The organism is Janthinobacterium sp. SUN176 (genome assembly GCF_030587335.1).
Classification (GTDB): domain Bacteria; phylum Pseudomonadota; class Gammaproteobacteria; order Burkholderiales; family Burkholderiaceae_D; genus Janthinobacterium; species Janthinobacterium kumbetense.
Genome location: NZ_JAPWIA010000006.1, coordinates 115272 through 136031, shown reverse-complemented (window position 1 = coordinate 136031; position 20760 = coordinate 115272). Strand labels below are relative to the sequence as shown.

Sequence of the window (20760 nt, the reverse complement as noted above, 5' to 3'; positions counted from 1 at the left end):
AAATGCCCGGTGCGCGCCAATGCAGTACAATTGCATCTTCATCGCGCGACGCTGCCGCCAGACGCGCAAAAAATTAAACAATAGATAACAACGCATTCATCAGGCCAGACGCCAGCATCGCGGGCGCCAGTGACCCGGCGCCATTTTGAGGTAAGAAAATCATCGATCCCGTCCTTATATCCATTTTGCTCGCGACCACGATCGCGGGCGTGTTCAGCATTACCGCGGCGGCGATCTTTTCGTTTGCATTCCTCTCCAAAGTGGTCGAGCGCATGGTCAGCTTGTCCGTCGGCATCATGTTGTCGACGTCCCTGCTGCACGCCTTGCCCGAAGCGTTCGAATCGCAGGCAGACCCGCGCAGCCTGTTCGCCACCTTGCTGGCGGGCTTGCTGGCCTTTTTCATGTTGGAAAAATTCGCGATTTTGCGCCATTCGCACCACCACGAAGGCGACGGCCACCACCATGCGCACGGCCACGACAAGCACGAAGCGGGCAAGTCCGGCTGGATGATTTTAGTGGGCGACGGCATGCACAACTTTACGGACGGCATCTTGATCGCCGCCGCCTTCCTGGCCGACCCGAAGCTGGGCCTGGTCACGGGCCTGGCCATCATCGCGCATGAAATCCCGCAGGAAATCGGCGACTTCATCGTGCTGCTCAACGCGGGTTTCTCGCGCCTGCGCGCCTACATCTTCAATCTGCTGTGCAGCCTGATGGCGGTGGCGGGCGGCTTGCTCGGCTATTTCACCCTGGACCGCGCCAGCAACCTGATTCCTTACGTGCTCGTGTTTGCCTCGTCCGGCTTCATCTACATCGCCTTGAGCGACCTGATGCCGCAGATGCAGCGCCGCGCCACCTTGCGCGAAACCATCCCGCAAGTGCTGCTGATCGCGCTGGGCGTGTGCATCGTGCTGTTCCTGACGCATAAGCGCCACGGCGGTTGATGCCCGGCACTGCCGGCGCAGTGTTACCTATGCTATATTGCCTTTCTGACTAACTTGTACAGAAAGGAGGAAAATATCATGGAAGAAAACTTGTTGTTCGCCGTATGGCGCGCACGCTCTTTAAGCGCATTTGCCAGCTCTTGCCCACGTTCTATCGCGCTGCGATAACCTGGCCAGAGCAAAGTCACCCTCCCAGACGAGTCCTTTCCTGGTACTCCGTTGTCGTTAGCGCTCCTGTTAACGCGGATGCTTGCATCCCGAACAAAGACAAGAGCCATGACTACCCTGATCTCGACACAAGCTTTACAACTGGATACCCACGACGGTTTCCTCTTCAATGAACTCGCCTTTACCTTGCGCCAGGGCGACCGCATCGGCTTGATCGGCCACAATGGCTGCGGCAAATCCACCTTGCTGGACTTGCTCAGCGGCACGCGTGCAGCGACGTCCGGCACCATCCATTATTCCCGTGCCTGCCGCTTGCAGCACGTGGAGCAGCACTTGCCGCCGGAACTTGCCAAGCTGAGCCTGTACGACGCCTTGCTGGCGCCCGTGCTGGAGCAGCCGGAACTGCATTGGCGGGTCGACAGCCTCTTGGCCGAACTGGGTTTTGATGTTGATACGGCGCAAGTGCCCGTGCATTCCCTGTCCGGCGGCCAGCACACGCGATTGCTGCTGGGGCGTGCCCTGCTGCAGGAGCCGAACGTGCTGCTGCTCGACGAGCCGAGCAATCACCTGGACTTGCCGTCGCTGCTGTGGCTGGAGCAATTCCTGCTGGCCTGGCGCGGCGCCTTCATCCTCGTCTCGCACGACCAGCGCCTGCTCGACAACGTGGCCACGCGCAGCTGGATCTTGCGCGATAGCCGCCTCTACGATTTCGACTTGCCCTGCGGCCCCGCGCTGGCGGCGCTGGCCGAGGCGGACGTGGCCGCCGCCGCCCGGCATGCGGCCGAACAGAAGGAAATCGACCGCCTGTCTGCCAGCAGCGCCCGCCTGGCCCTGTGGGGCCGCACCTATGACAATGAAGACCTGGCGCGCAAGGCCAAGACCATGCAGCGGCGCATCGACAAGTTGAAGGATGAGCAATCGTTCGTCAGCGATGGCGCGCCGTGGCGCTTGAGTCTGCGCGGCAAGGCGCTGGCGGCCGACCAGCTGCTGGCGCTCGATGGCCTGGACGTGCGCGCCGTGCCTACGTCTCCCGTGCTGTTCCACGTCGGCCAGCTGTGGCTGAAACCGGGCGACCGCATCGCCTTGCTGGGTGCCAACGGCAGCGGCAAGTCGTCGCTGCTGCGCCTGTGCTGGCAAGCGATCCAGGCGCAGGAGGAACGTGCGGACTTGCGCTACCACAAGGCGGCCAACATCGGCTATTACGACCAGTCGCTCAAGCAACTGGCCGATACGGCCGACCTGTCCGACGCCCTGTACCCGTTCGCCGTGCAAAACGAGGCTGCGCGCAGCCAGGTGGCGCGCAAGCAGGCGTTGATAGCGGCCGGTTTTCCGTATGCACGCCATGGCCAGACGGTGGCCACCCTGAGTGGCGGCGAGCGGGCGCGGCTGCTGTTCCTGGGCCTCTCCTTGGCCAGTTATCATTTATTGCTGCTGGACGAGCCCAGCAACCACCTGGACATGCAGGGCAAGGCGGAGCTGGGGCAAGCGCTGCGCGGCTTTGCGGGCGGCTGCCTGCTGGTGTCGCACGACCGCGACTTGATCGAGACGGCGTGCAACCGCTACTGGGTGGTGGCCGATGGCGGGCTGGAAGAGTGGCCCGATGCAGCCAGCGCGTATGCACGGCTGAGTCTTGAGGATGGGCAAGCGCCGGCGTCCGCGCCGTGCGTGGAAACGGCTGCGCTTGCGCCAGCGCAAACCGACGTCGACGTCCAGCTGGAACGCTTGTGCGAACTGGAACAATTGCTGGCGGAAGACCTGGCGAGAAAACCGCGCCACCAGAAGCCGGCCAGCCAGCAGGCGTGGCAGGCGGAACTGGAGCAGTTGAATCAAGCGCTGGGGATAACGTCGTAGTTACCCACAGCGCATAAAAAAGCGGACCGAGGTCCGCTTTTTTTTAGTTACCCGTCGCCACGGGCCGCGCCGGATCCGCGCACCATTCGCTCCACGAGCCCGGGTACAGGGCCGCGCCAGGCAAGCCCGCCACTTCCAGGGCCAGCAAGTTGTGGCAAGCCGTCACGCCGGAGCCGCATTGCAGGATGGCCGCTTGCGGTGCATCAAACAATGCGCTGAAATCGCGCCGTAATTCCTCGGCGCCTTTGAAACGGCCATCCGCTTGTAAATTATCCTTGAAGAAACGGTTTTTCGCGCCGGGAATATGGCCGCCGACGGGGTCGATGGTTTCGTTTTCGCCCCGGTAGCGGTCGGGGGCGCGCGCGTCGATCACCGTCAAGGCCCGGGTTTCCAGGTTGGCGATGACGTCTTGCACGGTGACCGTGCGCGTCAGGCTGGCTTTTTCCGTGAGCTTGCCGGCAGGGCGGGGCGCCACGGGCGTGACCAGCGGCAAGCCCTGTGCTTGCCAGACGGCCAGGCCGCCGTCGAGTACGGCCACGGCTGGATGGCCGACCCAGCGCAGCAGCCACCACAAACGGGCGGCGAACATGCCGCCTTGCCCGTCATAGGCGACCACTTGCGTATCGTCATCGATGCCCCAGCTGCGCAGGGTGGCCAGCAGGGCGTTGCGGTCAGGCAAGGGATGCCGGCCCGTGAAGGCCGCGCCGCGCGCCGTCTTGGGGCCGGACAGGGCCGTGTCGATATCGGCGAACTGGGCGTTCTGGATGTGGCCGGCGGCAAACGCGTCGCTGCCGGCCGTCGGGTTGAGCAAGTCGTGGCGGCAATCGAGAATGACCCAGTTGCTGTCATTCACGTGGCTGGACAAATCATTGCTGTTGATCAAGGTCGTATACAAGGTCATGACTCCTTACACTTCGCTGGCGATGGGATCCGTGCGCGCGATCGCCGCGCCACGGGCCGTGTTGCGGGTATTGTAATAGGTTGCCGCGATGCCGGAAGCGAGAATGATGCCGATGCCGGCCCAGCCATGCCAGTCGAACAGGTCGCCAAAGATCACCACGCCCCAGAAGCTGGAAAAGACGATGCCTGTGTATTGCAGATTCGCCACCACGAGGGTCTTGCCCAGGCGATAGGCGCGCGTCATGGCCATCTGCGCCATGGTGGCGCACAGGCCGATGGCGGCCAGCAAGCCGATGCCGTAGCCGCTCGTGTGCGCATGCCAGACGACGGGGCCGCCGCCGGCGCTGGCCACGTGGCCGATCACGCCGGCGAGGAAATTGACGACCGAGAAATAGAACACGACCCGGTATTCGGGTTCGCCCAGCAAGCCCAACTTGCGCACCTGCAGGTAGGCGAGGGCCGATAGCATGCCGGAAATCAAGGCCGTGATGGCGCCGGCCGCCTGGTCCGTCTCGAATACGGGTTGCAGCAGCAGGGTCACGCCGACAAAGCTCATCGCAATGGCCGCCACCAGCGGCCACTCGACTTGCTGCGTCGCCTTCCACCAGCCGCCGGCCAGCAGGATCACGGCGATCCAGATGGGCGCCATGTAATTGAGCGTCATGGCCGTGGCCAGCGGCAGGATGGCGATGGCGTAAAACCACAGCCACAGGGCGATCACGCCCACCACGCCGCGCCACAGATGCTGGCCCGGCATCGTGGTTTTAAAACTGCCGCCCTGGTACAAAATCGTGCAGCTCATGACGGTCATGCCGATGATGCCGCGATACATGACGATTTCAGACGTCGAATACATCTCCGACGCCAATTTGACGCACACGCCCATGATGGCAAACATGAAACTTGCAAACAGCATCCAAAGAGATTGCATCTGATTCCTGAAAAACGCGGGGATAAAAAAAGGCCGCACGAGGCGGCCCTTGAGGGATTACAGTTCGATATTGTTGCGGTACCACTCGTGGAAATGCTGCATGCCATCTTCCATCGGCGACTGGTAAGGACCCACTTCGCTCACGCCGCGCGCCATCAGGGCCTTGCGGCCCGCATCCATGCGCTGGGCGATTTCATCGTCCTCGACGCAGGTTTCCATGTAGGCAGCCCGTTCCGCTTCGACGAAGTCGCGCTCGAACAACACAATTTCTTCTGGGTAATAGAACTCCACCACGTTGCGCGTCTTTTGCGGGCCGTCGGGCCACAGGGTCGAGACAACCAGCACGTGCGGATACCATTCGACCATGATGTTCGGATACAGGGTCAGCCAGATGGCGCCATACGGCGGCACTTCGCCGCCGCGGAATTGCAGCACCTGCTCCTGCCATTTCTTGTAGGCAGGCGAGCCGGCTTGCTGCAGGCCGCGGTGCACGCCCACCGTCTGCACGCTGTAATCCTTGCCGAATTCCCAGCGCAGGTCGTCGCAGCTGACGAAGCTGCCCAGGCCCGGGTGGAACGGTTCCACGTGATAGTCTTCCAGATAGACTTCGATGAAAGTCTTCCAGTTATAGTCGCACTCGTGGATTTCCACGTGGTCGAACATGTAGCCGGAAAAGTCGAGGTCTTTCGAGACGGACAAATCTTTCAATTTTTCCATCACGTTGTAGCCATTTTGCTCGAACAGCAAGCCATTCCAGCTTTGCAGCGGCGTTTTCGACAGGTTCAGGCACGGCGTCTCGGGGAAATGCGGCGCGCCGATCAGTTCACCCTTGAGGTCGTAGGTCCAGCGGTGCAGCGGGCAGACGATATGGTTCGCATTGCCGCGGCCATTGAACATCAGCGCCTGCCGGTGGCGGCACACGTTGGACAGCACTTCGATGCCATTGGCGTTGCGCACGAGCATGCGCCCTTCGTTCTCAGACGCCAGGGTCGCAAAATCGCCGGTTTCCGGCACCATCAGCTCGTGCCCGACATAGCGCGGGCCGGCTTGGAACAATTGTTGCATTTCACGCTGCAACAGCGTTTCGTCAAAATAGACGTGGACCGGAAGTTGCGCGTTTGAGCGCGCCAGCTTGGCGTGAGTAGCCAGATCGGACATCCCAACCCCCCATAAATGTACAACGGTCAGCAGTGCCCCAGGCCATTCCCTGGGCAACCGCTACAGAGAGAAAGAATCCGCAAAGACCTGAATTCAAATTTGTTGAAACGGTATTTCGGACAGAACCGGCGATTATAGCGCGGATCGGCCTCGGCATTATCAAAACCCCCCGGCAAATAGGCTTTTAATGAGAAACATTGTCATTTGGCGCGCAATTTCCGGCGCAGAGGGGCGATTCGGCTAAAATCTACTGACAAGCTGGCAACGCTATTGACTTTGAGCGCGTCGATTGCGCTTTAGTTTTCACTTAATAGTGTGGTTTGTTCTAAAATAACGCTTCTATGCTGGCCGGGAATCCCCGGCGTCTCCCTACAAGCCCCTCGTGCCACGAAGAGATCTGAGTCTATGTCGAAGAAATTAACTGCCGCTGCCGCAGTGCCGGCCTCGTTTGAAGAGGCAATGGCGGAACTGGCGCAGCTGGTAACGCAAATGGAAGCGGGCCAGTTGCCGCTGGAAGCATCGGTCGCGGCGTATCAGCGCGGCTCGGAACTGGTCAAGTATTGCGCTACCCAGCTCGACAGTGTCGAAGCGCAGGTGAAAGTACTCGAAGGCGACATGTTGAAACCGTTCACGGATGCCGGCGAGGCCGCCCAATGATGGCCAGCATGCAACAAGACGGCGTTACCTTCGGCGACTGGATGCAAAGCACCCAGTCCGGCGTGGAAGGCCGGCTCGACCAGTTCCTGCCGGCGGCGGACGCCGTGCCGCACAAGCTGCACGCTGCCATGCGCTATGCGCTTCTGGGCGGCGGCAAGCGCGTGCGCCCGCTGCTGGTGATGGCGGCTGGCGAACTGTTTGATGCCGATCAAGATACCCTCGCGCGCGCTGCTTGCGCGCTGGAAATGATTCACGTGTATTCGCTCGTGCATGACGACATGCCCTGCATGGATGACGATGCCTTGCGCCGTGGCAAGCCCACCGTGCACATCGCCTACGACGAGGCGACGGCCCTGCTGGTCGGTGACGCGCTGCAATCGCAGGCGTTCATGCTGCTGGCCGACGGCGCGGCGATTCCTCCCGCGCGGCAAATGGCCATGATCAAGCTGCTGGCGCACGCCTCCGGTTCGGCCGGCATGTGCGGCGGCCAGGCGATCGACCTCGACAGCGTCGGCCTGGCCTTGACCTTGCCGCAGCTGGAACAGATGCATCAACTCAAGACGGGCGCCTTGCTGCGCGCGGCCGTGATTCTCGGCGCGCTGGCCGGCAAGGACTTGACGGCGGACGACATGACGGCGCTGAACGCGTATGCGCGCGCCGTGGGCCTGGCGTTCCAGGTGGTCGACGACGTGCTCGACGCAACGGCCGATTCGGCCACCCTGGGCAAGACGGCAGGCAAGGATGCGGCCGCCAACAAGCCCACCTACGTATCGATACTGGGGCTGGAACCATCGAAAGCCCTGGCAGAACAATTGCGGTGCGACGCCCATGCGGCGCTGGCGCCATTCGGGGACAAGGCACGCCGTCTGCGCGAGCTGGCGGACCTGGTCGTGCAGCGGAAGGCATAAATGAAACTGTTAGAAACCATCAATGAACCAGCGCAAGTGCGCAAGCTGGCCCGCTCGCAACTGGTGCCGCTGGCGCAGGAATTGCGCAGCTTCCTGCTCGATTCCGTTTCCAAGACGGGCGGCCACCTGTCGTCCAACCTGGGCACGGTCGAGCTGACCGTCGCGCTGCATTACGTCTTCAACACGCCGCACGACCGCATCGTCTGGGACGTGGGCCACCAGACCTATTCGCACAAGATCCTCACGGGCCGCCGCGAGCGCATGCACACCCTGCGCCAGAAAGACGGCATTTCCGGCTTCCCGAAGCGCGACGAAAGCGAATACGACACCTTCGGCACGGCGCACTCGTCGACGTCCATTTCCGCCGCGCTGGGCATGGCGCAAGCTGCCAAGATCAAGGGCGACCCGCTGCACGCGATCGCCGTGATCGGCGACGGCTCGATGACGGCCGGCATGGCTTTCGAGGCGATGAACAATGCGGGCGTGCAGGAAGACGTCAATTTGCTGGTGATTTTGAACGACAACGACATGTCGATCTCGCCGCCCGTGGGCGCGCTGAACCGCCACCTGGCGCGATTGATGTCGGGCCAGTTCTATGCGGCCGCGAAAAACGTCGGCAAGTCCGTCTTGCCCGGCCCCGTGCTGGAACTGGCGAAGCGCTTTGAAGAGCATGCCAAGGGCATGGTCGTGCCCGCCACCATGTTCGAAGAATTCGGTTTCAACTACATCGGCCCCATCGACGGCCATGACCTCGATTCGCTGATCCCGACCTTGCAAAATATCAAGCAATTGAAGGGTCCGCAATTCCTGCACGTGGTGACCAAGAAGGGGCAGGGCTACAAGCTGGCCGAAGCGGAACCGATTTTGTACCACGGCACGGGCAAGTTTAACCCGGCCGAAGGCATCAAGCCGGCCACGGCGCCCGCCAAGATGACGTACACGGAAGTGTTCGGCAACTGGCTGTGCGACATGGCCGCGCACGACAAGCGCCTGGTGGGCATCACGCCGGCCATGCGCGAAGGCTCGGGCATGGTCAAGTTCGAACAGAAGTTTCCGACCCGCTACTTCGACGTCGGCATTGCCGAGCAGCATTCCGTGACGTTCGGTGCGGGCCTGGCTTGCGAAGGCTTGAAACCCGTCGTGGCCATCTATTCGACCTTCCTGCAGCGCGCCTACGACCAGCTGATCCACGATGTGGCCCTGCAAAACCTGGACGTGACGTTCGCGCTGGACCGCGCCGGCCTCGTGGGCGCCGACGGCGCCACGCACGCGGGCAACTACGACATGGCGTTCCTGCGCTGCATCCCGAACATGGTCATCATGGCCGCGTCGGATGAAAACGAATGCCGCCAAATGCTGACCACGGGCTACCACTATCCTGGCCCGGCCGCCATCCGCTATCCGCGCGGCGCCGGCGCGGGTGTGGCCATCGTGCCGGAACTGACCAGCATCGAGATCGGCAAGGGCGAGATCAAGCGCCAGGGCCAGCGCATCGCCATCCTGGCCTTCGGTTCGATGGTGGCGACTAGCGTGGCGGCGGGCGAGAAGCTCGACGCGACGGTGGCCAACATGCGCTTCGTCAAGCCGCTCGACGTGGCATTGGTGAAACAGCTGGCTGCCGAGCACGATTACCTGGTGACGGTGGAAGAGGGCTGCATCATGGGCGGCGCCGGCTCGGCCGTGGCCGAGGCCCTGGCGGCGGAGGGCATCGTCAAGCCTATCCTGATGCTGGGCTTGCCCGACACCTTCATCGACCATGGCGACCCCGTGCAGCTGCTGAAAAGCGTGGGCCTGGACGCCAGCGGCATCGCCGCCTCGATCGAACAGCGTTTTGGCGGCACGCAGCCGCCGCGCCTGGCAGCTGTCAGCTAAGCTGGCTTGCATACGGAAAAGCGACACCGCGGTGTCGCTTTTTTTTCGCTCCCGGGGATTTTACGCTGCACTGCAACATTTTTCGCTCGGGAATGCTACGATGACGCTTTGATACCCTTTCAAAGTCCAACTTGTATCTCAGGAAACTTCACCGCCGTTCGCGCGCACTGGCCGGCCGCTGGCTGACGGGCGTGCACGCCTATACCGACACCCTGGCGCAGCGCCGTCCCCTGTGGATGGTCAGCCTGGCCATCGATGAAACGAACCTGTCCGAAGGCTTGCGGGCCGCGTGCGCCTCGAGCGCCATGCTGCTGCTGGGCCTGCTGTTCGACCATCCCGATTTTTCCTGGGCCGCCATCGGCGCCTTCTGGACGTGCCTGGCCGACGCGGCCGGCACGCGGCGCATGCGCTTCGTCTCGATGGTGGGCTTCGGCTTGCTGTCGACCGTGGCCGGCGGCCTGACGGCGCTGGCGGCCGGCCATGGCGTGGCGACGGCCGCCATCGCCGTGCTGCTGTTTTCCTGGGCCGGCGCGCTGGCGCGCATCTGGGGCGCGGCCACGGCGCAGGTGGCCATCCTGGCCGCCACGGCGTGCGTGGTGATGGTCACGCATCCGCTGGCATCGATGACGCAGACGGCGCCTTTCCTGGGCCTGTACATGTTCGGCTGCCTGTTCGCCACCGTGCTCAGTTTTACCGTCTGGCGCATCCACCCATTCGGCCCGAGCCGGCGCGCCATCCGCGCCGCGTATTCGCGCCTGGCCGGCATCGCGCGCGACAATGCGCGCTTCCTCGCACATGATGCGGCGCAGGCGGACGTTGCCGCGCATGGCGCCAGCTACCGTTCGCAGGCGCGCGCCGCGCTGGAAGCGGCGCGCGTGGCGCTGGCCGCCGTACCGCCCGCGCGCGCGGGCCGCAGCGCCCTGTACGACAACCTGCTGCTGGCGCTCAGCGACGCCGAGCGCATCTTCGCCTATCTGATCGCCGTCACGCATACGTGCGAGCGCGAGCAGCAGCGCCTGCGCCAGGACCCGCGCGCGCGGCGCAGCCTGGAAGTGATGGCCGTGCTGCTGCGCCGCCTGGGGCAAGCCGTGCAGCGCCAGCCGGAAACGCCGCCCCTGGAATTGCAGCGCCGCCTGGCTGGCTGCGGACGGCGCCTGGAAGCGGCGCTGGGCGCCTTGCTGCCGCTGCGCCTGAACGTGGACTTCATGGAGCTGGGCTTGCCGCGCGCGGCGCAGCTGCCGTGGCGCGAGGCGGCTTTCCTGGCGCTGGGGCAGGCGTGGCAGACGGCGAAAGTCAACGCCACGCCGCAGTCGCTGAGCTGGCGCCATGCGGCGCGCGTGTCGCTGGCGACGACGGCCGGCTTCCTGCTGGTCGAGGCCTTGCACATTCCGTTCGGCTACTGGGCCACCATGGCGACCTTATTGATACTGCAGCCGTCCGTGTCGACCACCTGGCCGCGCGGCATCGAGCGGGTGGCGGGCAGCGTGCTGGGCGCCGTGCTGGCCGTGCTGATCGGCCTGGTCATTTACACGCCGCTGGGCATCTCGCTCGTGGTGTTTCCCTTGATCGTCGCCACCATGGCCTTGCGCCGCGTCAGCTACAGCCTGCACGTGCTGTTCATGACACCCGCCTTCGTGCTGGTGGCCGACTATGCGGCGCCGGCCAGCGAGATGGTGTATGCGATGAGTCGTCTGGGCAACAATGTGCTGGGCTGCGTGCTGGCCTTGCTGGCCACGTTTTTCCTGTGGCCCGACCGCGAGGCGGACGACCTGGACCAGCGCCTGGCCAAGGCCGTGTCGGCCAACCTGAAATACCTGCTGGCCGTGCTGGCGGCGGGCGGCAAATGGGACAGCGCCATCGCGCGCCTGCGCCGCGAGGCGGGGCTGGCCAGCAATAACGCGGAACAGGTCTTGCAGCGCTTGCGCATCGAGCGCCGCCTGGACCGCAGCAGCGGCGTGGGCCTCGCGGCGCTGCGCACCCTGCCGCTGTTGCGCCGCGTGGCGGGCAGCACGGCGCGCATCAGCCTGAGTCCTCAGGCCGAGCCGGCGCCGCCCGCACTGCAGCAGTGGATCGCCGGCGTCAGCGGGGAAATCGATGCCTTGCTGCGCGGCGCCGCCGACGCCAGCGCGCCTGGTCCCTGCATTGCCGACAGCCTGACGCCGCTGCAGGCCGATGCCGTGGCGCAGGTGCAGTTGCTGCGCGGCTTGCTGCGCGAACATGTGCGGGCGCAGGCGGAAGAAACGCCGGGAAAATTGACGCAGATCGCCGAATAGACAAGCCCTGTCCCCTTTCGCTGTGCTGCTGCCATGTTGCTGGTTATCATTGCTCGAAGCCAGCGTACAAGAGAGGAATGAGCGACGTGTATAGATTTACAGCAGGAAAGACCGGATGGGTGGCCGCAGCGCTGCTGGCCATGACAGTGGGATTGCCTGCAGGAGGGGATGCGGCGGCGCGCGAAGCCACTACCACCGTTTGCGCCACGCCGGCGGGCTGGAATTCAGCCTGTCTGCGCCAGGCGTATGCCCGTCCTATTGCCGACTGGCCCCGTCCGCACCTGCCCGTCGGCGTGGCCGCCGCGGAAATGGCACCCGTCTCGGCCATACCTGTGCCGCCCGTGGCACCGGCCGTCGCGGCGCTGGGGCAGCGCTTGTTCAACGACCCGCGCTTGTCGCGCGCGAACGCGGTGGCCTGCATCAGCTGCCACAGTCCCGCCCACAGCTTTGCCGACAGCAAGCGCACCTCCGTCGGCCACGAAGGCCGGCAGGGCCAGCGCAATGCGCCGGGCCTGCTGGGCGTGGCGCAGGTCAGGATGCTGTTCTGGGATGGCCGCGCCAGCACCCTGGAAGAGCAGGCGCTGGGCCCCTTGCAGCATCCGGATGAAATGGCGGCCGTGGCTGCGCAATTGCCCGCCAAGCTGGCCGCACAGGGCGACTACCCGGCGCAGTTCGACGCGGCTTTTGGCCAGGGCGCCGGCGTGACCTTGCCGCGCATCCTGACGGCGCTGGCCGACTACCAGCGCACCCTGCTGCCGCCCGTCACGCGTTTCGATACCTTCCTGGAGGGCGAACGCACGGCCTTGAACGACCGCGAGCTGCTGGGCCTGCACCTGTTCCGCACCAAGGCGCGTTGCATGACTTGCCACAGCGGCGCCTTGCTGACGGACCAGCAATTCCACAACCTCGGGCTGAGCAATTACGGCAGCCGCAAGTATGAAGACCTGGGGCGCTATCTGGTGACGGGCAAGAATGAGGATGTGGGCAAGTTCCGCACGCCCGGTTTGCGCGGCGTGGCGCAATCGGGGCCGTGGATGCACAATGGCGCGTTCGCGCAGATGGTGGGCATGTTGAACATGTATAACGCGGGCATGTCGCGCCCCGTGCCGCAGAACGCGCAGCAGGCGGCCGATCCGAAATTCCCCGTCACGTCGCCCCTGCTGCAGCGCTTGCAGCTGACGTCCGATGAAATCATTGCGTTGAAGAGTTTTCTGGAAGTGCTGTAGCCGCTCGGCCGGCTGCGCCCGCAGCCGGCCTTTACCTGCTTGCGGCGCCGACATTGTATAGACGTTTGGCGCCTCCCAATCTCTCCAAATTCCACATTCATGGGGCTTTCCCGATATATTTTCCAAATTGGAAATTTATCGGAAGGAAACGTTGACTCTAAAATAAGTGCGGTCTATATTCGATTTTGTACGATATAAATTCTATAAGGTAATAAGCAGTTAAGCGCAAGTGGCATTGTTTTTCCACGTCAATCGAAAGGTAGAAAATGTTTAAGAAGATCGCACTTTTCCTGTTCGCCGTCGGTGTCAGCGCGTCCTATTCGGTGGGAGCAGCCGGCAATGGTTTGAGCGACTGCCAGCGCGAGTGCTATGGCAGCTTTACCGATTGCCTCGATTCTGGCCATTCCAGCAACACGTGCAAGGATTTGTTAAATGCATGCAAGGCCGATTGCGCCTTGAATTAAGAAAACCAGGTGTGCCGGGGCGCAAGCATTGCTCCGGCTTGGAAGTAACGACGTCAAGGTGGCTTCATGATGCAAAAGAAAATTAAAACCATCGCCATGTATTGCGTGATTCTGGCCGCCGGCCTGGGCAGCGGTTATGGCCTGTCTTTATTGCCTGGTTTATTCAAATCGACTTACACGGAAGGCAATTACGCCGCGTATTTCCCGAATGCCCAGGCAAAGGTGGTGTTGTACGGCACGGACTGGTGCGGCTATTGCGCCAAGACGCGCGCGTACTTCAAGGAAAACAAGATCGACTTTGTCGATCTCGATATCGAGAAATCGCCGGAAGCGAGAAAAGCCCATGAAGAACTCGGCGGCGGCGGCGTGCCCGTGGTGTTGATCGGCAACCGCAAGATCCAGGGTTTCAATACGGGCGCGCTGGAAGCGGCGCTGAAGAAAATCTGATTGCCGGATGGCGCGTAAGAGACGGCGCGCCATGGATGTTGCCCCTCGTCTGACATTTCTGCAAAGGAGTACCGATGTTTAAAAAACTGGGTTTCTTTTTGTTTGCCATGGGCCTCAGCGCCTCGTACGCGATCGCCGGCGGGGAGCCGGAATGCTATTCGCAATGCGATGAAGGGCTGGACCAGTGCATGACCGACCATCCAAGGTCGCCAGGCGCCTGCACCAAGATTCATCAGATGTGCTACAACAGCTGCGCGCAAGAGTAGCATTCAATAAAGTTTGCCGGCAGGCCAGTACGCTGGTCAGGCCGGCGTAGGCGGCTTATCCCCGCGTGCGGTCATGCCGCCACAGCACGTCGCTGCCGCCGGCAAAGCGGTTCAGCACGCGCGACAGTACGAACAGCAGGTCCGACAGGCGGTTCACGTACTGGCGCGGATGTTCGTGCAGCGGTTCCGCATTGGCCAGCGCGACGATGCTGCGCTCGGCGCGGCGGCACACGGTGCGGCACACATGCGCCAGCGAGGCGGCGCGCGAACCGGCCGGCAGGATGAATTCGCTCAAGGCCGGCAAGTCCGCATTGTATTTCGCCAGCAAGTCGTCGAGGTGCAGCACGTGCTCTTCCTTGATCAACTGGTAGCCGGGGATGCAGATTTCGCCGCCCAGGTCGAACAGATCGTGCTGGATGGCCACCAGTTCGTCGCGCAAGGCGTCGGGCATGGCTTCGCACAGCAGCAATCCCAGATTCGAATTGAGTTCGTCCACGTCGCCCATGGCGTGGATGCGGACACTGTCCTTGCTGGTGCGGCTGCCGTCGCCCAGGCCGGTGCTGCCATTGTCGCCCGTGCGCGTGGCGATTTTCGAAAGTCGGTTGCCCATGATGTCGATCCTGTAAAGAAGAATGGGGGCAGCATACGACACCGCGCGCCGCCTGGCCCCGGATTTGCCCGCAAATAGGACAAAAAATGCGCTGCGCGCCGCTTTTGTGCTTACAATCGTTGCACGCCCATGCACTTTTGCTCACATCCTATGCTCAATGCCGCCCCTGAATCCGGATTGACCGCCGCGCGCCAGCAAGCCGTCGTCGCGGCCCTGTTGGCCGTGCTGCCGGCCCGCTGCGTGCTGTCCGACGCCGAAGATACGCGCCCGTACGAATGCGATGGCCTGGCCGCCTACCGCCAGCTGCCGATGGTGGTGACGTTGCCCGATACGGAAGAACAGGTCATCGCCATTCTCGGCGTCTGCCGCGCGTTGAAGGTGCCGATCGTGCCGCGCGGCGCGGGCACGGGCCTGTCGGGCGGCGCCTTGCCCATCGCCGACGGCGTGGTGCTGTCGACGGCGCGTTTGAACCGCATCGTGCGCCTTGATGCGTATGCGCGCACGGCCGTGGTGCAGCCGGGCGTGCGCAATCTGGCCATTTCCGAAGCGGCGGCGCAACATGCCTTGTACTACGCGCCCGACCCGTCCTCGCAAATCGCCTGCAGCATCGGCGGCAACGTGGCGGAAAACTCGGGCGGCGTGCATTGCCTGAAATACGGCTTGACCGTGCACAATGTGCTGCGCGTGCGGGTTGTTACCATTGACGGTGACGTGCTGGAACTGGGCGGCGAATGCCTGGACTCGCCCGGCCTCGACCTGCTGGCCGTCTTCATCGGCTCCGAAGGCATGCTGGGCATCGTCACGGAAGTGACGGTCAAGCTGATCCCGAAGCCGGCCACGGCGAGGGTCATCATGGCGTCCTTTGACGACGTCGTCACGGGCGGCAATGCCGTGGCCAACGTGATCGCGGCCGGCATCATCCCGGCCGGCCTGGAAATGATGGACCGGACGTCGTCGCGCATGGTCGAACCGTTCGTCAAGGCCGGCTACGACATCGACGCGGCCGCCATCTTGCTGTGCGAAGCGGATGGCACGCACGAGGAAGTGGAAGAGGAAATCGCCCGCATGACGGCCGTGCTGGAAGGGGCGGGCGCCAGCGCCATCGCCGTGTCGCAGTCGGAAGCGGAGCGCATGAAATTCTGGTCCGGCCGCAAGAACGCCTTTCCCGCGGCGGGACGCATCTCGCCCGACTACTACTGCATGGACGGCACCATCCCGCGCAAGCGCCTGGCCGAAGTCCTGACGGGCATCGCCGGCATGGAAACGACGCATGGCTTGCGCTGCGCCAACGTGTTCCACGCGGGCGACGGCAATTTGCACCCCTTGATCCTGTTCGACGCCAACATGCCCGGCGAATTCGAGCGCGCCGAAGCGTTTGGCGCGGACATCCTGGCCCTGTGCGTGGCCGTGGGCGGCACCATCACGGGCGAACATGGCGTGGGCATGGAAAAGATCAATTCCATGTGCGTGCAATTTACGCGCGCCGAACTCGATGCCTTCTTTGCCGTCAAGCGCGCCTTCGATCCCCATGCCTTGCTGAACCCGGACAAGGCGATTCCCACCTTGAACCGCTGCGCCGAATTCGGCAAGATGCATGTGACGGCGGGACGCCTGCCGTTCGCCAACCTGCCCCGTTTTTAATTTTCCGGAGACTCTTTTGCAAGCGATAGCGGAACAATTCAGGCAGCAGATCCTGGCGGCCAGCGCGGCAGGCCGCCCCTTGCGCCTGCGCGGCGGCGGCACAAAAGACTGGTATGGCCAGCAGCTGGCAGGCGAGGTGCTCGATACGCGCGCGTATGCGGGCATCATCGACTATGAACCGACGGAACTGGTGATCACGGCCCGCTGCGGCACGCCGCTTGCCGAGATCGAGGCGGCGCTGGCCGCGCGCAACCAGATGCTGGCCTTCGAGCCGCCCCATTTCGGGCCGGGCGCCACGGTGGGCGGCGTCGTCGCCAGCGCCCTGTCCGGCCCGCGCCGCGCCAGCGCGGGAGCCTTGCGCGACTTTGTGCTGGGCGCAGTGCTGATGGATGGCCACGGCCAGCGCCTGGCCTTCGGCGGACAAGTGATGAAAAACGTGGCCGGCTACGATGTCTCGCGCCTGCTGGCGGGCTCGCTGGGCACCCTGGGCCTGATCCTGGAAGTGTCGCTGAAGGTGCTGCCCTTGCCGCTGCGCGAAGCGACCTTGCGCCTGGAATGCGCGGAAATCGCCGCCTTGCGCTTGCTCAATGAATGGGCGGGCAAGCCGCTGCCCATTTCCGCCAGTTGCTGGCATGACGACGTCTTGAGCGTGCGGCTGTCCGGCGCCGAGGCGGCCGTGTCGGCGGCCCTGCAATCCTTGAATGGCGAGTTGCTGGCGCAGGAAGACGCTGCCGCCTTCTGGCTGTCCGTGCGCGAACAGACGCACGCTTTCTTCGCGGGCGCGGGCAGCCTGTGGCGCCTGTCGCTGCCGCCGCACGCCAGCGCCGTGATTTTAAAGGGGCGCCAGCTGATCGAATGGGGCGGGGCGCAGCGCTGGCTCAAGCTCGACGGCGACGCCGATGCGGCAGGCAGCCAGCACATCCGCCAGGCCGTGGCCGCGCTTGGGGGCCACGCCACCCTGTTCCGCGGCGGCGACAAGGCCGTGGGCGTGTTCCACCCGCTGGCGCCAGCCATTGAAAAAATCCACCAGCGCCTGCGGCATGCTTTCGACCCGGCCGGCATCTTCAACCCGCACAGAATGACTTGAGCGCATGCAAACCAATCTCGCCGATTTCATCAAGAATACGCCGGCAGGCGACGAAGCCGAAGCCATTCTGCGCGCCTGCGTGCATTGCGGCTTTTGCACGGCCACCTGTCCCACCTACCAGTTGCTGGGCGATGAACTCGATGGCCCGCGCGGACGCATCTACCTGATCAAGCAAGTGCTCGAAGGCGCGCCCGTCACGGCCAAGACGCAGACGCACCTGGACCGCTGTCTGACCTGCCGCAACTGCGAATCGACCTGTCCGTCCGGGGTGCAGTACGGGCGCCTGGTCGACATCGGCCGCAACGTCGTCGAACAGCGCGTGCAGCGCCCCTTGCGCGAACGGGCGCTGCGCTTCGCCCTGAAGGAAGCCTTGCCGCGCCGCTGGCTGTTTACGCCCGTGTACAAGGCGGGGCAGGCGCTGCGGCCCCTGCTGTCGAAAGGCTTGCAGGACAAGCTGCGCCCGGGCGCAGCCGCCGGGGCATGGCCCGCGCGCCGGCATGCGCGCACCATGCTGCTGCTCGACGGCTGCGTGCAGCCGGCCATGTCGCCGAACATCAACGCGGCCACGGCGCGCGTGCTCGACGCCCTCGGCGTGCAGCTGATTGTCGCGACTAAGGCGGGCTGCTGCGGCGCGCTGCGCCATCACTTGAACGACCAGGAAGCGGCGCTGGACGACATGCGCCGCAATATCGACGCCTGGTGGCCCTATGTCGACTGCGTGGACAGCGCGGAAGCCATCGTCATGACGGCCTCCGGCTGCGGCGCCACGGTGAAGGAATATGGCCATCTGCTGGCGCACGACGCCCGCTATGCGGACAAGGCGCGGCGCATCGCGGCATTGACGCGCGACTTGTCCGAGATCATGCCCGCGTTCGAAGCGGAGCTGGTGGCGCTGCTGCAGGGGCGCATCGGCAAAAAAGTGGCGTACCACCCGCCGTGCACCCTGCAGCACGGCCAGCAGGTGCGCGGCAAGGTGGAGCAGGTGCTGCGCGCCGTCGGCGTTGACGTGCACCTGTGCGCCGACAGCCATCTGTGCTGCGGTTCGGCGGGCACGTATTCGATCCTGCAGCCGGCTCTGTCGCAACAGTTGCGCGACAACAAGGTGGCGAACCTGGAAGCGTGCGAGCCGGAGATGATCGTGTCGGCGAATATCGGCTGCCTGAGCCACCTGCAGTCGGGCACGGAGACGCCCGTGCGGCACTGGATCGAACTGATCGACTCCGCCTTGACCCCGGTCAAATAGGCACTTCGCTGTATTGGGCGATGCGCCACTGCGGCGCCGGGATGAAATTGTTGGCCCATTCCAGCACGGCGTCGGCCGGCATGGGGCGGGCGATGCCGTAGCCTTGCGCCAGGTCGCAGCCCAGCTGGATCAGGCGCGCGCCATGCTCGACGCTTTCCACGCCTTCGGCGATCACCGTCAAGCTGAAGGAGCGGGCCAGGCCGATGACGGCGCGCACCAGGTGCAGGTCGTCGCGGTCGTTGAGCATGTTGCGCACGAAGCTCTGGTCGATCTTGACGATATTCGCCGGTAGGCGTTTCAGGTATGACATCGACGAGTAGCCGGTGCCGAAATCGTCGAGCGCGAAGGTGATGCCCAGCGCCTGGCAGGCGCGGATGATGCGGCGCACGTCTTCGATGTCGTGCAGGGCCGACGATTCGAGGATTTCCAGTTCCAGCATGCTGGCGCGCACGCCGGGAAATTCGCCGAGGATGGTTTCCAGGCGCGAGACGAAGTCCGGTTGCTGGAAGTGGCGCGCCGCGATATTCACGCTGACGACCCAGTGCTTGCCGCAAGCGACCCAGCGCTGCATCTGCCACAGGGCCTGGCGCAGCACCCATTCGCCGATGTCGATGATCAAATCCGTCTGTTCCACCAGCGGCAGGAATTGCGCGGGCGCCAGCACGCCGCGGCGCGGGTGCTGCCAGCGCAGCAGCGCTTCCATGCCCACCACCGTGCCGGCGCGCATGTTCACCTTGGGCTGGTAGTACAGCCGCAGTTCGCCATTGATCAGGGCCTGGCGCACTTCCGTGCGCTGGTTGTGGTGGGTGCGCACTTCTTCATCGAGGTTGGTGTCGAAGAAGTGGTACTGGTTGCGCCCCGTCAGTTTCGCCTGGTAGACGGCGTGGTCGGCGTGGCGCAGCAGGCTTTCCGTATTCAAGTCCTTGCCCGCGTAGACGGCGATGCCGACGCTGGCCGTCACGTGCAGCGCCTGCTGGTCGCCCTGGTAGGGGCGGCTCAGTTCCTGCAGCAATTGCGTGATGTTCTGTTCGATGCTGGCGATGCTGGCCTGGCCGCACAGCAGCAGGACGAATTCATCGCCGCCCAGGCGCGCCGCGTAGTGGATCTGGCCCGTAAAGCCGTGCAGGCGGCCGGCCACCTGCTTGAGGATTTCATCGCCCGCTTCGGCGCCGTAGCGGTCGTTGATGGCCTGGAAGTGGTCGAGGTCGAACAGGCAGACGGCCAGCAGGCGCTGGCGTTCGCGCGCCAGGAACAGCTCCTGTTCGAAGCGGGCGGCCAGCGCGGCGCGGTTGGGCAGGCCCGTCAGCACGTCATTGTAGTTTTGCCATGACAGCTTTTGCAGCGCCTGCTGCATGTGCACGGTTTCGTTCAACTGCTCGCCCAGCTGGCGCTGGCTGGTCTTCAGCGAGGTCAGCAATTCTTCGATATCGCCGGCCATGCCGTTGAACGACTGCGACACGGCTTGCGCTTCGGGCGTGGTGCCGGCCGCCAGGCGCACGGCGAAGTTGCCATCGCGGAAGCGGTCCGTCGCCTGCACGAGCCGCGCCAGCAGCTTGCGGTGCGACGCCAGGATCAAGCCCAGCAGGAGGAAGACGAGGACGATGTTGATGGTGCTGAGGACGGCTTGCCCGCGCACCCGTTGCCATACCTGCGCCAGGGGCAGGCCGGGCGTGTAATGCACGTCCAGGATGCCGTCGCCGCCATCCGGCAGCGCCACCGTCAGGCGGCTGCGGATGGCCGCCATGCCCGCCAGGCGTGCAAACCACGCCGGCACGCCGTCGGCCAGCGTGTCGGTCAGCTTGTTGTCGGCCAGCACTTCGACATGCGCGCCAGCCGTATCCCAGCGCATGGCGGCGAGGCTGCGGTTCAGCGGCAGGGCGCTGCGCAGCACTTGCCGCACGCTGTCGTGCATCGCATGCCGGTCCGTATGCACGGCCAGCGGCAGCACGCTATTGGCCAGGAACAGGTCGAGTTGCCGGGCTTCGCTCTGGTAGCGGGCATTGGCCAGCGCCGTTTCCGTCCCGAGCAGGGCGTGATAGCGAAAGGCGGAAACGGCGAGTATCAGGAAGGTAATAGGGATGAAGAGGCGGGAATAACTGCCCATCCGCATCCAT

General features: G+C 64.1%; 18 protein-coding genes. 13 read left to right on the top strand and 5 right to left on the bottom strand.

The window, feature by feature from the left end:
* Window positions 1-185 precede the first annotated feature (185 nt).
* The gene (locus tag O3299_RS25945) at window positions 186-944 is read left to right on the top strand and encodes a ZIP family metal transporter (RefSeq protein WP_099665490.1); all 759 of its coding nucleotides are present in this window, start codon (window positions 186-188) and stop codon (window positions 942-944) included.
* 276 nt (window positions 945-1220) lie between these two features.
* On the top strand, window positions 1221-2963 hold the full coding sequence (locus tag O3299_RS25940; protein WP_305063518.1) for an ABC-F family ATP-binding cassette domain-containing protein: 1743 nt from the start codon (window positions 1221-1223) through the stop codon (window positions 2961-2963).
* Window positions 2964-3006: 43 nt separating this feature from the next.
* On the opposite strand, the gene O3299_RS25935 is transcribed toward O3299_RS25940, so the two are convergent.
* From O3299_RS25935 to O3299_RS25925, 3 genes are read right to left on the bottom strand one after another with little or no spacing between them, the layout of a single operon-like run.
* A complete protein-coding gene (locus O3299_RS25935) occupies window positions 3007-3858 on the bottom strand; it encodes a sulfurtransferase (RefSeq protein ID WP_305063556.1) in 852 nt (283 codons plus the stop codon).
* Window positions 3859-3870: 12 nt separating this feature from the next.
* Window positions 3871-4794 carry a DMT family transporter gene (locus O3299_RS25930; protein ID WP_305063517.1) on the bottom strand — a complete coding sequence of 308 codons (924 nt, stop codon included), beginning with the start codon at window positions 4792-4794 and terminating at the stop codon, window positions 3871-3873.
* A 57-nt stretch (window positions 4795-4851) separates the two neighbouring features.
* Entirely contained in the window at window positions 4852-5952 is a 1101-nt protein-coding gene (locus O3299_RS25925; protein ID WP_251351025.1) for an aromatic ring-hydroxylating dioxygenase subunit alpha, read from the bottom strand.
* A 405-nt stretch (window positions 5953-6357) separates the two neighbouring features.
* Here O3299_RS25925 and O3299_RS25920 point away from each other — a divergent pair, with 405 nt between their 5' ends.
* The 8 genes from O3299_RS25920 (at window position 6358) to O3299_RS25885 (ending at window position 14065) form a co-directional block, all read left to right on the top strand.
* Window positions 6358-6609 (top strand): exodeoxyribonuclease VII small subunit, encoded by a 252-nt coding sequence (locus tag O3299_RS25920; protein WP_251351026.1) that lies wholly within the window; start codon window positions 6358-6360, stop codon window positions 6607-6609.
* An 8-nt stretch (window positions 6610-6617) separates the two neighbouring features.
* Complete coding sequence (locus O3299_RS25915) at window positions 6618-7517, top strand: polyprenyl synthetase family protein (RefSeq protein ID WP_289906811.1); 900 nt, start codon at window positions 6618-6620, stop codon at window positions 7515-7517.
* Complete coding sequence (dxs, locus tag O3299_RS25910) at window positions 7518-9389, top strand: 1-deoxy-D-xylulose-5-phosphate synthase (RefSeq protein WP_289900412.1); 1872 nt, start codon at window positions 7518-7520, stop codon at window positions 9387-9389.
* A gap of 131 nt (window positions 9390-9520) precedes the next feature.
* Window positions 9521-11662, top strand: coding sequence for an FUSC family protein (locus O3299_RS25905; protein ID WP_305063516.1), 2142 nt, complete (start codon window positions 9521-9523; stop codon window positions 11660-11662).
* Between the two features lie 86 nt (window positions 11663-11748).
* Window positions 11749-12888, top strand: a complete 1140-nt coding sequence (locus O3299_RS25900) for a cytochrome-c peroxidase (protein WP_305063515.1) — start codon at window positions 11749-11751, stop codon at window positions 12886-12888.
* 266 nt (window positions 12889-13154) lie between these two features.
* Complete coding sequence (locus O3299_RS25895) at window positions 13155-13352, top strand: hypothetical protein (protein ID WP_099665485.1); 198 nt, start codon at window positions 13155-13157, stop codon at window positions 13350-13352.
* A gap of 66 nt (window positions 13353-13418) precedes the next feature.
* Window positions 13419-13799, top strand: a complete 381-nt coding sequence (locus O3299_RS25890; RefSeq protein ID WP_257218742.1) for a glutaredoxin family protein — start codon at window positions 13419-13421, stop codon at window positions 13797-13799.
* A 74-nt stretch (window positions 13800-13873) separates the two neighbouring features.
* A complete protein-coding gene (locus O3299_RS25885; RefSeq protein ID WP_099665484.1) occupies window positions 13874-14065 on the top strand; it encodes a hypothetical protein in 192 nt (63 codons plus the stop codon).
* 55 nt (window positions 14066-14120) lie between these two features.
* On the opposite strand, the gene O3299_RS25880 is transcribed toward O3299_RS25885, so the two are convergent.
* Complete coding sequence (locus tag O3299_RS25880) at window positions 14121-14675, bottom strand: cob(I)yrinic acid a,c-diamide adenosyltransferase (RefSeq protein ID WP_305063514.1); 555 nt, start codon at window positions 14673-14675, stop codon at window positions 14121-14123.
* A gap of 150 nt (window positions 14676-14825) precedes the next feature.
* Here O3299_RS25880 and O3299_RS25875 point away from each other — a divergent pair, with 150 nt between their 5' ends.
* Genes O3299_RS25875 through glcF form a run of 3 tightly spaced genes read left to right on the top strand, consistent with a single transcriptional unit; the run spans window position 14826 to window position 18646 of the window.
* Window positions 14826-16316 (top strand): FAD-linked oxidase C-terminal domain-containing protein, encoded by a 1491-nt coding sequence (locus O3299_RS25875; protein ID WP_289913616.1) that lies wholly within the window; start codon window positions 14826-14828, stop codon window positions 16314-16316.
* A gap of 16 nt (window positions 16317-16332) precedes the next feature.
* Entirely contained in the window at window positions 16333-17403 is a 1071-nt protein-coding gene (gene glcE, locus O3299_RS25870; RefSeq protein ID WP_305063513.1) for a glycolate oxidase subunit GlcE, read from the top strand.
* Between the two features lie 4 nt (window positions 17404-17407).
* On the top strand, window positions 17408-18646 hold the full coding sequence (glcF, locus tag O3299_RS25865; RefSeq protein ID WP_305063512.1) for a glycolate oxidase subunit GlcF: 1239 nt from the start codon (window positions 17408-17410) through the stop codon (window positions 18644-18646).
* Here glcF and O3299_RS25860 read toward each other — a convergent pair.
* A complete protein-coding gene (locus O3299_RS25860; protein WP_289919633.1) occupies window positions 18639-20750 on the bottom strand; it encodes a bifunctional diguanylate cyclase/phosphodiesterase in 2112 nt (703 codons plus the stop codon). The two genes, glcF and O3299_RS25860, sit on opposite strands and share 8 nt — an antisense overlap.
* Window positions 20751-20760 lie beyond the last annotated feature (10 nt).

What these genes read in the sequence shown, in the direction of transcription:
- O3299_RS25940 (WP_305063518.1), top strand. Translation starts at nt 1,221, where the DNA reads ATGACTACCCTGATCTCGACACAAGCTTTACAACTGGATACCCACGAC.
- O3299_RS25930 (WP_305063517.1), bottom strand. Translation starts at nt 4,794, where the DNA reads ATGCAATCTCTTTGGATGCTGTTTGCAAGTTTCATGTTTGCCATCATG.
- O3299_RS25925 (WP_251351025.1), bottom strand. Translation starts at nt 5,952, where the DNA reads ATGTCCGATCTGGCTACTCACGCCAAGCTGGCGCGCTCAAACGCGCAA.
- O3299_RS25920 (WP_251351026.1), top strand. Translation starts at nt 6,358, where the DNA reads ATGTCGAAGAAATTAACTGCCGCTGCCGCAGTGCCGGCCTCGTTTGAA.
- O3299_RS25915 (WP_289906811.1), top strand. Translation starts at nt 6,618, where the DNA reads ATGCAACAAGACGGCGTTACCTTCGGCGACTGGATGCAAAGCACCCAG.
- dxs (WP_289900412.1), top strand. Translation starts at nt 7,518, where the DNA reads ATGAAACTGTTAGAAACCATCAATGAACCAGCGCAAGTGCGCAAGCTG.
- O3299_RS25895 (WP_099665485.1), top strand. Translation starts at nt 13,155, where the DNA reads ATGTTTAAGAAGATCGCACTTTTCCTGTTCGCCGTCGGTGTCAGCGCG.
- O3299_RS25890 (WP_257218742.1), top strand. Translation starts at nt 13,419, where the DNA reads ATGATGCAAAAGAAAATTAAAACCATCGCCATGTATTGCGTGATTCTG.
- O3299_RS25885 (WP_099665484.1), top strand. Translation starts at nt 13,874, where the DNA reads ATGTTTAAAAAACTGGGTTTCTTTTTGTTTGCCATGGGCCTCAGCGCC.
- O3299_RS25880 (WP_305063514.1), bottom strand. Translation starts at nt 14,675, where the DNA reads ATGGGCAACCGACTTTCGAAAATCGCCACGCGCACGGGCGACAATGGC.
- O3299_RS25875 (WP_289913616.1), top strand. Translation starts at nt 14,826, where the DNA reads ATGCTCAATGCCGCCCCTGAATCCGGATTGACCGCCGCGCGCCAGCAA.
- glcF (WP_305063512.1), top strand. Translation starts at nt 17,408, where the DNA reads ATGCAAACCAATCTCGCCGATTTCATCAAGAATACGCCGGCAGGCGAC.
- O3299_RS25860 (WP_289919633.1), bottom strand. Translation starts at nt 20,750, where the DNA reads ATGGGCAGTTATTCCCGCCTCTTCATCCCTATTACCTTCCTGATACTC.